General features: G+C 45.1%; 11 protein-coding genes and 1 tRNA gene. All 12 read right to left on the bottom strand.

The window, feature by feature from the left end:
* Positions 1–235: 235 nt before the first annotated feature.
* Positions 236–2,185, bottom strand: coding sequence for an ATP-dependent zinc metalloprotease FtsH (gene ftsH / locus HMPREF9624_RS00755; RefSeq protein ID WP_009536090.1), 1,950 nt, complete (start codon positions 2,183–2,185; stop codon positions 236–238).
* A gap of 185 nt (positions 2,186–2,370) precedes the next feature.
* The gene (locus tag HMPREF9624_RS00750) at positions 2,371–2,673 is read right to left on the bottom strand and encodes a metal-sensing transcriptional repressor (RefSeq protein WP_009536089.1); all 303 of its coding nucleotides are present in this window, start codon (positions 2,671–2,673) and stop codon (positions 2,371–2,373) included.
* 12 nt (positions 2,674–2,685) lie between these two features.
* Positions 2,686–5,262 carry a heavy metal translocating P-type ATPase gene (locus HMPREF9624_RS00745; protein ID WP_009536088.1) on the bottom strand — a complete coding sequence of 859 codons (2,577 nt, stop codon included), beginning with the start codon at positions 5,260–5,262 and terminating at the stop codon, positions 2,686–2,688.
* A gap of 153 nt (positions 5,263–5,415) precedes the next feature.
* Complete coding sequence (locus HMPREF9624_RS00740) at positions 5,416–5,706, bottom strand: hypothetical protein (RefSeq protein ID WP_009536087.1); 291 nt, start codon at positions 5,704–5,706, stop codon at positions 5,416–5,418.
* Entirely contained in the window at positions 5,696–7,234 is a 1,539-nt protein-coding gene (locus tag HMPREF9624_RS00735) for a Y-family DNA polymerase (protein WP_009536086.1), read from the bottom strand. The genes HMPREF9624_RS00740 and HMPREF9624_RS00735 overlap by 11 nt, the downstream gene beginning before the upstream one ends.
* Before the next feature lie 164 nt (positions 7,235–7,398).
* Positions 7,399–8,271, bottom strand: coding sequence for a DegV family protein (locus HMPREF9624_RS00730; protein ID WP_009536085.1), 873 nt, complete (start codon positions 8,269–8,271; stop codon positions 7,399–7,401).
* Between the two features lie 45 nt (positions 8,272–8,316).
* Positions 8,317–9,921 (bottom strand): C40 family peptidase, encoded by a 1,605-nt coding sequence (locus tag HMPREF9624_RS00725; protein ID WP_009536084.1) that lies wholly within the window; start codon positions 9,919–9,921, stop codon positions 8,317–8,319.
* Positions 9,922–9,956: 35 nt separating this feature from the next.
* Positions 9,957–10,811, bottom strand: a complete 855-nt coding sequence (gene pgeF, locus HMPREF9624_RS00720) for a peptidoglycan editing factor PgeF (RefSeq protein WP_009536083.1) — start codon at positions 10,809–10,811, stop codon at positions 9,957–9,959.
* A 1-nt stretch (position 10,812) separates the two neighbouring features.
* Positions 10,813–11,436 carry an HAD family hydrolase gene (locus HMPREF9624_RS00715; protein ID WP_009536082.1) on the bottom strand — a complete coding sequence of 208 codons (624 nt, stop codon included), beginning with the start codon at positions 11,434–11,436 and terminating at the stop codon, positions 10,813–10,815.
* 51 nt (positions 11,437–11,487) lie between these two features.
* Positions 11,488–11,559: transfer RNA gene (locus tag HMPREF9624_RS00710), tRNA-Glu, on the bottom strand.
* 29 nt (positions 11,560–11,588) lie between these two features.
* Positions 11,589–12,929: a 3-phosphoshikimate 1-carboxyvinyltransferase gene (gene aroA / locus HMPREF9624_RS00705; RefSeq protein WP_009536081.1), complete on the bottom strand. Its 1,341-nt coding sequence runs from the start codon at positions 12,927–12,929 to the stop codon at positions 11,589–11,591.
* Entirely contained in the window at positions 12,926–13,561 is a 636-nt protein-coding gene (locus HMPREF9624_RS00700; RefSeq protein WP_009536080.1) for a cytidylate kinase-like family protein, read from the bottom strand. The genes aroA and HMPREF9624_RS00700 overlap by 4 nt, the downstream gene beginning before the upstream one ends.
* Between the last annotated feature and the right edge of the window lie 27 nt (positions 13,562–13,588).

Here is a 13,588-nt window from a genome sequence, read left to right as displayed (position 1 = left end):
CTTCTATAGTATATTTTCACTTTAACATATTTTCGAAAAGATAAAAGGGATTTTTTCTTCTACACAAAATGCCTATAAAGCAAAAAGGACTACAAGGTCATGCCTGTCTCTTGTTAAATCCCGAAACAGACACATGCCCTTGTAATCCTTTTATTTACGGGAAACGCCGTATCAAAGAATACGGCATTTCTTTTATATCACTACAATGTAGCGCTCTTCCGCCGGAAAATCCTGTCTAGTCTTCCACCCTTGCTACCACAGAAGGATCTACCTCCTTACGGTTTAGAATCTCCATAAATTCTTCCCCGGAAATGGTTTCTCTCTCATAGAGGAACTTTGTAATCTCGTGCAACTTTGTGATATTTTCCTCCAAGAGTTTATAAGCCTTATCGTGTTGCTTCTTGACCAGCTCCACAACCATTTCATCTATCTTGGTCTGCGTTTCGGGAGAAACCGTAAGCGTCGCATCGCCGCCAAGATACTGGTTATGCAACTGTTCCATGGCAACCATACCGATGCTGTCTGCCATTCCGTAACGGGTAATCATCGCTCTTGCCGACTTTGTCGCACGCTCAATATCATTTGCCGCACCGGTGGTACAGGTATGGAAAATAAGTTCCTCCGCACAACGCCCTCCGGTAAGTGTTGCAATTTCATTTTCCAGCTCTTCTCTGGAGTAAAGATAATGGTTCCCTTCTTCCTCTACCTGCATGGTATAGCCCAAAGCTCCCGATGTTCTCGGAATAATGGTAATCTTGTGCACCGGAGCGGAATCCTTCTGCAGCGCCGCTACCAGAGCATGGCCGACTTCATGATAAGAAACAATCAACTTCTCCTTATCCGTCATAACCTTATTTTTCTTCTGATATCCCGCAATAACCACTTCAATGGACTCTTCAAGATCAGACTGAATCACCCTCTCTCTGCCGGCACGAACTGCACGAAGCGCCGCCTCATTGATGATGTTGGCAAGCTCTGCACCGGAGGCACCGGGAGCAGCCTTCGCTATGGCTTCCAGATTCACATTGTCGGACATTTTAATCTTCTTCGCATGTACCTTTAAGATATCCACTCTTCCCTGGAAATCCGGTAACTCCACCGGAACTCTTCTGTCAAAACGGCCGGGGCGAAGCAGTGCCGGATCCAACTGGTCCGGCTGGTTGGTTGCCGCCAAAAGGATGATTGCCTTTGAACTGTCAAACCCGTCCATTTCCGTAAGAAGCTGGTTTAAGGTCTGTTCTCTCTCGTCATTGCCCCCTAAACCGCCTGCACCTCTCTTCTTACCGATGGCATCAATCTCATCGATAAAGATGATACAGGGGGACTTCTTCTTTGCCTGATCGAAGAGATCTCGCACCTTTGCTGCACCCATGCCGACAAACATTTCCACAAACTCCGAACCGGAAATGGAGAAGAACGGAACCCCCGCCTCTCCGGCTACCGCTTTCGCAAGCATAGTCTTACCGGTTCCGGGAGGGCCTACCAAGAGGGCTCCTTTTGGAATTTTCGCACCAATCTTCGAATATTTGTCCGGATTGTTGAGATAATCCACCATTTCCGTAAGAAGTTCTTTCGCCTCATCTTCTCCGGCTACATCCCTAAAACGAATGCTGTCGTCTTTCTTCTCATACTCTCTTGCATTGGATTTCCCGAAACCGCCCAGTCCGAAGCCGCCGCCTCCCATGTTGCCCATTGCGGAAGTCATTCGCTTTGACAACCAACTTCCGACAGCCATAAAGAGAAGCAAGGGAATCACCCAGGAAAAAATGAAATTCAGGAGAAAATTATTTTCTACCGGAAGGGTTTCATTATATTTTACGCCCTGCTTGGTAAGTTCACTTAAAATCTGCGCTTCGGTAAATTCATTCTTTATTCTGGTCGTACTGTAAATGGTCGTTTTTCCATCCTTCTCCACTTCGTACTTAATGCTGTTCTCCCCAAGTTCAACCGCCTTAACTTCCTTGTTTTCTACCGCCTGTTGGAAGTCGGAATAGGTACTGCTTTCAATTCTGGCCTGCTTGATAGCGGGAATCACAAAACTGTTTAAGAGTAAAGTGATGATTAACGCCACAAAAACATAGAATAGAAAAGGCGTCTGTCTATTCCCATTATTTCCCTGTTTGTTGTGATTTTGTCTATTCGAAAAAAAATCGTCAAAGTTCGGAAATGAGTTTTTATTATCCATCCGTAATTCTCCTTACTTTATTGCTTTCTGTCTATCTGTTCAAAAAAAGAACTCTATACACGGCAGTATAAAGTCCTTTTGTGTTTAAAGTATGAAAATCTTCAAGAATACTTCTCTTTTTCTTTTCTTTTGGAATCACACCGATTCCTTTCAGAATAAGTTCTTCTTCCAGAGCCTTCTTTCTACTACATAATCTTTTTAATCAGTTCGCAAAGTTCCTCTACCGCATCTTCCTTTCCGTCCTGAATCTCTTCCACTACACAGCTCGAAATGTGTCTCTGTAAAAGTTCTTTACTGAAGGCCTTTAGGGCTGAGGAAACCGAACTGACCTGCGTGATAATATCCACACAGTATCGATCTTCCAGCAGCATGTTCCGAATCCCCTTAATCTGCCCCTCCATTCGATTTAATCGGGATATTAATGCCTTTTTCTCCGCCTCATTCCGAGGCTTCAGCTTTTTTCTCTCGGCGCAGTGACATTTTTCCATGCATTCCCTACCTTATTCAATATTTGTAACACCGTAATCCTGTGCCTCTACTGCCGCTTTCAGAGTCGCATTGTCCACTTCTTCCTTCAGAAAAACGGTGGCTGTTCCGTTCTCATGGCTTACTTCCGCATGATCCACCCCGCTGACTGCTTCTAAAGCCTTCTTTACTCTGGCCTCACAATGCCCGCACATCATTCCCGTAATTTCCATTTTCTTTTCCATTCTTTTTTCCTCCTGATTTTCCGTATTTTCACTTTGATTTTTTATTGCCGTTCCCTTTTGGGAAAATTCCGCCAAAATCGCCTGTCTCTTTTCTTCTCCAATCCCCTTTTTCCTGTCCTTCTTCGTGTCTTTTATGGAAAATAAATTCAAACGAAGGGCATTCAGGCAAACCGTCACACTGGATAAACTCATGGCTAAAGCTCCAACCATCGGGTTCATTTCAAAATTCCAGTGAAATACGGCTGAATAAAATCCTGCCGCAAGGGGAATGCAGATTACATTGTAAAAAAATGCCCAGAATAAATTCTCATGGATGTTGTGAATCGTGGCGCGGGAGAGTCGAATACTCCTCGGAATATCCGAAACATTTGACTTCATCAGTACAATATCCGCCGCATCAATCGCTACATCCGTTCCCGCTCCGATGGCGATTCCCAAATCCGCTCTGGTTAAAGCAATCGCATCATTAATGCCGTCTCCCACCATCGCTACCTTTCCGAATTCCTGCAGCTTCCTGATGACTTCTTCCTTACCGTCCGGAAGGACTTCGGCAATCACTAAATCCACCCCTGCTTCCTTTGCTATCGCCTCCGCCGTATTCTTCCGATCTCCCGTCAACATAACCGTAAAGACACCCTGTTTCTTAAGCTCTTCAATCCCTTCCTTTGCGTCCGTCTTCAAACTGTCCGCTACGGAGATGGCACCCAAAAGCTCTTCTCCTCTTAGGAAAAACAGATTGGTCTTACCCTCTGCGGAAAGGACATTCAGATTTTCTAAAAATTCCTCTTTCACCGGGAAATGCTCCCGTAAATACCCTTCCGAGCAAGCAATGATTTTCTCTCCCCCATAACTTGCCGTGATACCGTGCCCGGCCATGGCTTGAAAATCTTCTACCGGATAAGGAGAAATTCCGTTTTGCTCCCCATAGCTCTGTATTGCCTTGGCAAGCGGATGTTCGGAATTCTTTTCTATCGAAACAGCAAGCTTTAAAAGTTCCTCTTTCTTCTCTTCCCGAACCGGAACTATATCGGTGACTACCGGAGTTCCGTTTGTCACGGTTCCGGTCTTGTCCAAGGCAATGATTTCCACTCTTCCCGCTTCTTCCAAAGAAGATGCCGTTTTAAAAAGAATACCGTTTTTTGCCCCAACACCGTTTCCTACCATAATCGCAACGGGCGTCGCAAGCCCCAGTGCACAGGGACAGCTGATGACAAGAACCGCCACTCCTCGGGAAAGTGCCGTGGAAAATTCCGCTCCGCTTCCCAGCACAACGAGAAAAGTAAGGAGTGCAATTCCCATGACAAAAGGAACAAAAACAGCGGAAATTTTGTCCGCAATGCGGGCAATGGGGGCCTTCGTTGCGGCGGCATCGGACACCATTTCGATAATCTGTGAAAGACTTGTATCCTTTCCGATACGAACCGCTTTCGCCGTGATATATCCCGATCGATTCAAGGTTCCCGCAGAAATCTTGTCTCCCTCTTCTTTATCCGCCGGAATCGATTCTCCCGTAAGTGCCGACTCATCTATCGCCGTACGTCCGGAGAGAATCAGCCCGTCCACGGGAATCTGTTCCCCGGGCTTCACCGCAAAAACATCTCCAACCGCTACATCATCAACAGACACCGTCTTCTCTACGCCGTCTTTTAAAAGCACAGCGGTCTTGGGACTTAGATCCATCAGCCCTTTTAGAGCACTCGTGGTTCTTCCCTTTGAAATCGATTCCAACATCTTTCCCAGAGTAATCAGGGTAGGAATCATCGCTGCCGTCTCAAAGTAAAGATGATGCCCTATTTGATGTGCCATTTCCGCATTTCCCAGTTCCAAATAATAGTTTATCCCATAGAGAACGCCCAAAGAATAAAGGAATGAAGCCGAGGAGCCTAAGGCTACCAGACTGTCCATATTGGGAGCGAGCCGAAATAAGGCAGAGAAGCCCGAAGTGAAAAATTTCTTGTTAATCAGCATTACGATAATGGCAAGCAACATTTCCGTAAGAGCAAGAATTCCGGGATAGCGTAAAACTGCCGGTAAGGAAAAATGAAAAAGCATCGGCCCCATAGACAGCGTCATAAGAACAAGTAAAAAAACAAGAGACTGCAAAAAACGCTTTTTTAGCTTTGGAGTTTCTCGGTCTTCCAAAGCATCTTCCTTCTGTGCTTCCGACTTCGTATCGGATATAAAGCCATATCCGGCTTTCTCCACCGCTTCCTGCACGGCTGTTTCCGAAACCTCTCCTTCCACTGCCAAACTGTTGGTAAGCAGAGAAACCGAACAAGATTTTACCCCCGGCACTTTCTGCACGGCCTTTTCCACCCTTGTCTGACAGGCTGCACAAGACATCCCGGTCACTGTATATTTTTTCATTTACCCTCCTATCTATAGCATAAAGCAATTTATGAAAGCCGCTTTTCTTTCGGGAAAGGAACTTCTCGAGCTATCCTTTCAGAAGGTATAATATACCCCCATAGGGTATATGTCAAGAATGAAAATAAATTTACTTTCCCGGAGAAAATGAATTTATTCCTCTATCATCTCCTCATAGCCCTTTAATGCCGCAAAAGAAAAAAATTGTACCGCTCTATGGGATAAATCGACCCTCTGCCGACAGAGTGGGAAAGGATATGGATGACTTAGAATCGTACTGTATTTTCCGCATTGCTTCATGGGCTCCGTATTTTTTCGCTCTATCCTCTTATTTCTTTTCGTTTTCCCGGCAAGCTCCGTTCTCCCTACGGATTCCATTTGCCGGGCAAGCTCCATCCTCCCTATGGCTTCCGTTTCGGCAACTTCTCTTTTCCTATATTCCACTGCTGTGTCCTCCTATCTGTTTATTTCGCTCTCTGCCCCTCGCCCCGTCCAGATATTGATAGGCTTTTAATACCGCATTCTTTCCATACTTCTGCATAAGCTGTAGGGAAGCCTCCCTCACACGCTCTTCCCTATCCGGAAAACGCTCTTGCAAGATTCCTTTACCGCATCCCTCTTCTTTTTTCTCATTCTCTTCTTTCTCCCTGCAATAGGTAAAGAGATCCACTTGACCGAGCTTCTCTTTCTTAACGGGAGAAATATCTTCAAAAGACAAAGAAAGCTTTCGGATGGACAATCGTCTGTCCATGATTTCATCATAGATAGATAAAATCGCCTCCGTAATCTCTTTCTCCCGATTACTTCGTTCCATCAGGTGACGCAGTCCATGTACTCCTCTGGGAACAAACTTCCCATAATGATTTTTCCGCTTCTCTCCGGCATAAGACTCTCCTACATTTTCCCCGTCGAAGGAAATCGAAAGCTGTACCAATTCTGTACAAAGCCCTTTCTCTTTCAGCTCATAGGCCAAGGCCTCCGCCATCTCCTCCGCAACAATTCTTCCTTTTTGAAAATCGTAGGGACAGGGCAGGACCTGCCCCGAGCTAAGACTCTTTCGTTTTGCCTGCAAAGCATGAATATCGGCAATTCTGCAAGGTTCATACCCCCAGGCATGATCGATAAGATATTCCGCCTGTATGCCGAAAAGCTTATAAAGCAGTGTCTGATTCTGCTTTTTTTCTTCCCTGGAAAGAGAGGCTAACGCGATATCTCCCATGGTATAGATTCCATAACTTTCCAGCTTTTCTGCCGTTCCTCTTCCGATTCGCCAAAAATCTCGAATCGGACGATACCCCCAAAGTTCTCTTCGGTAGCTGCGTTCTGTGAGCTTTGCCAGGCGAAGCCCATCTTCCGTCGTCTTTAAATGCTTCGCCAGAATATCCATCGCAACCTTTGCCAAGTACAAATTCTCTCCCAAACCCACCGTGGCGACAATTCCCATTTCCCCATATACCGTCCTCGCAATTTCTGCCGCAAGCTCTTCCGCACTCTTCCGATAAATTTTCTCATAGGGGCGTAAATCAATGAACACCTCGTCTACGGAATAAACATGAATATCCTCTCTGGACACAAAACGCAGATAAATTTCATAAATTCTTCTGCTGTACTCCATGTACAGAGCCATTCTGGGAGGTGCCGTAATATAAGAAAGAGCCAAAAAAGAATAAGCCTTCAAGTCGGAATCCAGGCAGGAGCTTCCCACCAGCCTTCTCTCTTCCGTCTTCCACTTCCTTTGATAGTTAATTTCCTTAACTCTCTCAATCACCTCAAAAAGTCTCGGTCTTCCGGGAATTCCGAAGTTCTTTAAAGCAGGGCTCACCGCAAGGCAGATGGTCTTTTCCGTTCTTCCGCCGTCTGCCACCACAAGATAGGCATCCATCGAATCCAAGCCCCTTTCCACACACTCACAGGAAGCATAAAAAGACTTTAAATCGATAGCCATAATTCCACAGGACTCTTTCTCTTCCATTGCTTCTCTCCTTTGTCCTGTATAATATAACAAAACATTTGTTTTGTAAATGAAATATCACCTGCTTTTACGGGGAGGAAAAAAAACGAAGTGACACAGTATTCCTACTGCATGACTTCGTTTCTATAGCTGTATGACTTCCGTTTCTGCAAATCGTTTTAGTTCTATGCCTTTTCTTTTCCGAAGAAAAAGCTGGATACCGTTCCGGGACCGGTATGACAGGCAATCGTTCCGCCGATATCAAAGATTTCAATGTTTCCCTCGGGATGAAAGCGGTCTCGAATACTTTCCGCAAGTTTCTTCGCATCCAGAGGACAAGCCGAGTGACTGATAAAGCACTTTTCAGTAGAAAGATACCCTTCCTTCTCCATCTTGGAAAGAATGTTTTCCATAGCCTGCTTCTTCCCACGGGCTTTCTCGATGGGCTTCAGCTTTCCCTCTTCCGTAATCTTTAAAACCGGACAAATTTTAAGCAGTCCGCCAATAAAGCCTGCCGCCTTACTGACTCTTCCGCCTTGGATAAAGAAGCGAAGGTCGGAAGTAAAGAAATAGCCGTGAAGGCGATTTCTCCATTTTTCCACTTCTATGCGAAGTGTTTCCATATCCAAGCCTTGCTTTTTCAGCTCACAGGCCTTATCCACTAAAAGTCCGTAACCGCAAGAAGCCATTAAGGAATCCACGATTTCGATTTTTCGCTCCGGGAATTCTTCCAGTAAAATGTCCTTTGCAATGTGACAGGAATTAAAGGTTCCGGATACCCCACTGGAGAGACAGATATGAAAAATGTCCTGGCCCTGTTCTAAATATTTTCGGAAACTACCGATATATTCCTCGGTATTCACCTGTGTTGTCTGGCTTTTTTCACCGGAAAGCATCTGTTCAAAGAGCTTATCCTGCGAGATGGACTCATAAAAATCATCCCGGAACTCCTCTCCCTCCAGGAAAAACTTCGCATAAATCAGGTTGACGCCCCGTTCCTCCGCCCAGCCCTTTCTTAAATCCATGGTAGAACAACAAGAGAGTATATAATTCTCCATCTTTTATCCTTTCTATCATTTAACGCCTTGTATCAATGGAAGTCTCTATTCTCCGAGTACATTTCGAATCGCTACCGGTGTTCTGTAATTCCAACGATAAATCCGAATCCCGGAACGACGGGATGCGGCATTTACGACCTGGCCGTTTCCGATATAGATGCCTACATGGTTTATCACTCCTCTGCGGTTCGCATAGAAAATCAAATCACCGGGTTTAATGTTTTCACTGCTTACTTTTATTCCGGTTTTAGCCTGTTCCCTGGACACTCTCGGAAGAGATACACCGTATTTACTCATAATCGTCTGTGTAAATCCGGAACAATCACAACCGCGCGTAAGAGAGGTTCCTCCCCATACATAGGGATTTCCTACAAACTGGCAGGCAAAATTCACTAAATCACTCCTTCTCTTGGCCGCCTGGTTTGCCCTGTCCTGTGCCGGGCGATAGCTGATTGCCTCATAGAGAGCATAGCTCACGGAAACATTATTGTCTCTTGTTGAGACAAAGGCCCCCTGTTCTCCATCCTCATCATCACCGGAGTCCAAATCAAGCTGCACCCAACCGTCCAACTGATTCACCACGGAATATCTTTGGTCTCTCGTAATTTTTGTCCAGGCTGATGAGTTTAAGTCCGGATTGGAGCGAACATTCAAGGCATCGGTATTCACAATCGCCATTACCGTAGCATGTTCCAATGCAAGGTTTTCCGCTTCCTTCCCTCTTGCTACAAGTTCCGCCTTCACATAGCCCGTAATCCCCCCGGACTCTATTTTTAACCACCCGTTTTCTTCGGAAAGAATATTTGCTCCCGCAAAGCTCGGAAACTTACCGATGATATTCTCTATTCCTTTATCCTCGGGACTCGAACGAATATTAATATAATCCTGTGCCTTGGAAACGCCCAAATTGTCATACAGATTCAGGACTTTCTGGCGGAGATTTAAGCTTCTTGCTTCATCGAGCCCATATTCCAGACGGACATTCTCCGACTTGGAGGAAATATAAGCTTCTTCCACTCCTTCAATGGTATCCGTAAAAATCTTCAGATAATCTTTTCCGCTTCGACTCAGTACAATGTAACGCTCCCCTTTAGCACAGGAGGAAAGCGTATTTCCCTCTATTTTTTCCGGTGTGGAACGAATACGAAGTTTGTCAGCTAAAATGGTCACCCTCGGTGCCATAAAATCACAGGCTTTTTTCCTCGCCTCTTCCCCTTCCAGAAGATATTGTTTTGCAATATATCCCTCCAGGCCGCCGGAACGCACCTTCGCCCAACCGTCTTTTCCTTCCGGATTGGCATCCAGTACTTCCACACCGGCGCCATTTCGCAAAAGACCGATGATATTTCGAATATCATTTTCATTGGTATCCGAACGAAAATTAATGTAAGAATCGCATTGTACCAGACCTAAATTTTGGTATTTAGCGAGTGCCTCTTCCTGCTCTGTCTTAATTTTCTCATCAAGCTTAAACTTCAGCTCCGAATCACTCGCCTTGTCCGAATCTCCTCCCATTTCGCTCGGGGATAAGACGGACGCACTGGCTTTTTCCTTTTCGGAGGAATGCCTGCAAGAACACAAAAAAAGGCTCGCAAACAAAAGCAGTAAGCCTATTCTTCGAATTCTGTTTTTACTCTTTCTCTTCTTCATAGTAAGCTACCTGTTTTTACAAGCCATGAACCGTTTTACACCTCACTTAGTCCGATAAACGCTCCCTGTACCCCTCTTTTTCCCTGACTGTATCGGTGAGAAAAAAACAAATCAGGTCTTTCCATCGTGCAGTAACCGCTGACGGAAATATTTTCTGCGGGAATCGAATTTTCGAGCGCAATCCAACGATTTAATTCCCATAAATCAATGTGGAACTTTTCTTTGGAAACCCGTTCAATGGGGGAATCATTTTTTGCCATTTCCTTTAGTGCAGGAAAAGCGTCCAAAAATGCTTCTCCCACATCCTCTGACACCTCATAGCAATTCTTACAGATACTCGGTCCGATTGCAATGTAGATTTCCTCAGGTTTGGAAGAAAATTCTCTTTGCATTGCCTCTATCACGCGTGCCAAAATCCTTCCGTGCGTTCCTCTCCAGCCGCTATGACAGGAGGCGATGGCTCTATGTCCTTTATCGTAGAAAAGTATCGGCACACAATCCGCAGAAAAAGCGCTCAAAATCACGCCCTCTTCATCGGTCATTAGGGCATCCACATCCGTGTAATCCCTTTCTCGGAAAATGCCCTTTCCTCGGTCTTCCCTTCCTACGTGGCGGGCATTTACACTGTGTGTTTGCTGTGTAAGCACAAAATCTTCCGGCTTCGCTTCAAAAAGACTTCCTAAAATACGAAAATTTTCTAAAACTTTCTCCCTTTCATCTCCCAAATTGAAGCCTAAATTCAGAGAAGAAAGATGTTCTTTCGAAACACCGCCTTTCCTCGTGGAAAAGCCGTGTCGAAGTCCTCTAATTTCCTGTAAAAGAGGAGATTCAATGAGGGGAACTGTATGATTCCCGCTTTTGTAGTCTTTTATCGGAAAAATTGTCTTCAAACTATACTCCTATATTCAAACCTAAAATTTCCGCTGTTTCTTTTGCCGTTCTGCTTTTCATCACGGCTCCGGAAATACCGACCGCCTTCGCTGCAGAAATATTTTCCTCCAAATCATCAATAAAAAAGCAATCCGAAGGTTTTAAGCTGTATTCCTTTAAAAAGCGCTCATAGATGATGTCCTGCGGCTTTACACACTTATGTGCTGCAGAATAAAAAATACCGGAAAAGCACTCCACTGCAGGAATCACTTCCTTATAAATGGAAAGGAGACGCATGGAGGCATTGGAAAGCAAATAGATTTCTTTTCCGTTTTCCTTTAAAGCACGAATCATTTCCGCTGTCCCCGGAATGACCTTCATATTATATAGGTGCCAATTCTGAAAAGAAAGATGGGCGAGTTCTCTTGCCTTATCGGAACTAAGCCTTTCCATCCAGTTGCTCTCAGCCTTTTCTTCCTCTATGAGTCCGGCATCCAGTAAAAACCACTCCTGCGAGTTAAAGACAATGTTCTTTACCTCTCGAATCAATTCCTCATCTTCCGTATAGTGCCGGATAACCCATTCCGGGTTATAGGTTACCAAGACATTTCCCATATCAAACAGAATATTCTTATAAGAAATCATTACAATCCTCCGATTTTTATATAAAAAAAATCCCGAGCACCGCTCGGGATATGACGAATCCGGGAATCGAACCCGGGATTCAGCCGTGAGAGGGCTGCGTCTTAACCTCTTGACCAATTCGCCTTAGTCGATTTGAAACCGACTAGCGAATTCTAGCATACCGTAGGATTTCCGTCAAGCAAATTTTCTAAATCTTTGAAAAATGACGGATAGGAAATGGAAATGCACTCCGCATCTTCAATCTCCATAGGACTTTCCTTCGGACAAAGAAGTCCGAGCACGGCAAAGCTCATGGCAATGCGATGGTCTTTAAAGCTTGGAATTCGCTTTCCCTTTAAAGGAAAAATACCGCCCTGTCCGTAAATTCGCATGCCGTCTTCCGTTTCTTCACAAGGAATTCCGAGACGGTTAAGATTCTCCACCACCGCTCTTATGCGGTTACTTTCCTTCACCTTCAGTTCCTCCGCATTCTGAATTACGGTTTCTCCTTCCGCAATTGTAGCGAGTACGGCAAGAATCGGCAGCTCATCTATGAGTCTTGGGATAAGAGAACCTGCAATTTCCGCACCGCGAAGTTTTCCGTAAGTAAAGAGAACATCTCCTCTCTCTTCTCCCCCTATCGTCTTTTTATTTAAAGTTTGAAATTTCGCACCCATATTGGAAAGAACGTCCAGGATTCCGCTCCGGCTTTCATTTAGGCCGACATTTTCTAAAAGTATTTCGGAGCCGGGCAGGAAGAAGCAGGCCGCCATAAAGTAGGCTGCGGAGGAAATGTCTCCCGGGACGGAAAAAATTCCCGGAATGGATTGCAAGGCTTTTCCCGGTCTTAAATGAATCTCGGCTTTTCCGTCTTCCAGGATTTTTGTCTCAATATCCGCTCCCATCGCAGAAAGCAATCTCTCCGTGTGATCCCGTGAAAGAGAAGGCTCCGTATAGACCGTCTCCCCTTTTGCATAAAGAGACGCCAAAAGTAAGGCAGACTTTACCTGTGCGGAAGCGATGGGGCTTTCATAAGAAATCCCCTTAAGTGCACTGCCTTCTATCTTTAAGGGCGCAGTGCATTTTTCTCCTTCCGCGGAAATCTTGGCTCCCATCTTTGATAAAGGGGTCAGCACTCTCCCCATAGGACGTTTTTCCAGACTCTCATCTCCGAAAAGTACGGAAGAAAAAGTCTGTCCGGAAAGGATTCCCGCCATAAGGCGCATGGTTGTTCCGGAATTTCCGCAATAAAGAGAGTCGGCAGGCGCCTCTAAAGCCTCCATACCCTTTCCCTCGATTATCAGTTTTGTACCTTCTCTTTCTATGGAAACACCGAGTTTCTGAAAGATATCCATAGTAGAGAGACAGTCTTCGGAAGGAAGAAAGCCCTCTACCACTGTTTTTCCCTTCACAAGAGATGAAAACATAATCGCCCTATGGGAAATACTCTTGTCCCCCGGAACACAAAGCTTCCCCTTTAACACTCTTCCTACTCCATAGAGCTTCGCAATCACTTAAGATACCCCTTCATTTCCAAATAATTCCGCATGAGTACTTCCATTTCCCGGTAATCAATACGGGAAGCATTAATCATCAAGTCATAATTATCCACCTTCATCCAGTCCTCTCCGGTGTAATACTTATGATACTCTCTTCTTTCCCGGTCAATCTTCTTGATACGCTTCTTTGCCTCTTCTTCATCCACCTTACAGTAATCCATGGTTCTTTCGATACGCTTCTCCATATCCGCATAAACAAAGAAATCCACATGTTCTTTCTTCGCTTCCCGTAAGATTACATTGGCACAGCGTCCTGCAATAATACAGTTCTCCTGCTCCGCAAGTTCCACCACAACCTGACTTTGGAAACGAAAGAGGTTCTCGGGACTCACGATGTCCTCTTCAAGACTCGGCTTTCCAAGTCTCGGTTTTAAAGAATCCACAATCTTGTATAGGAGATTACTTCCCGCCTTCTCGTCCGCCAAACGGAAGTACTGCTCTCCGATTGCCGTCTTTTCGGAAGTAATACGCAAGATTTCCTCATCATAGAAAGGAATGCCCAAAGATTCTGCCAAGTTTTTTCCTACAGTGCGGCCTCCGGAACCATACTGTCTTCCAATCGTAATAACCAGTTTTTTTGTAAGCATATTCGCCTCCTACATTGCTAGCGGTAT

It is taken from the genome of Oribacterium asaccharolyticum ACB7 (assembly GCF_000238075.1).
GTDB lineage: Bacteria > Bacillota > Clostridia > Lachnospirales > Lachnospiraceae > Oribacterium > Oribacterium asaccharolyticum.
The sequence above is the reverse complement of the archived record's forward strand: the minus strand, read 5'-3'. Positions and strand labels throughout refer to the sequence as shown.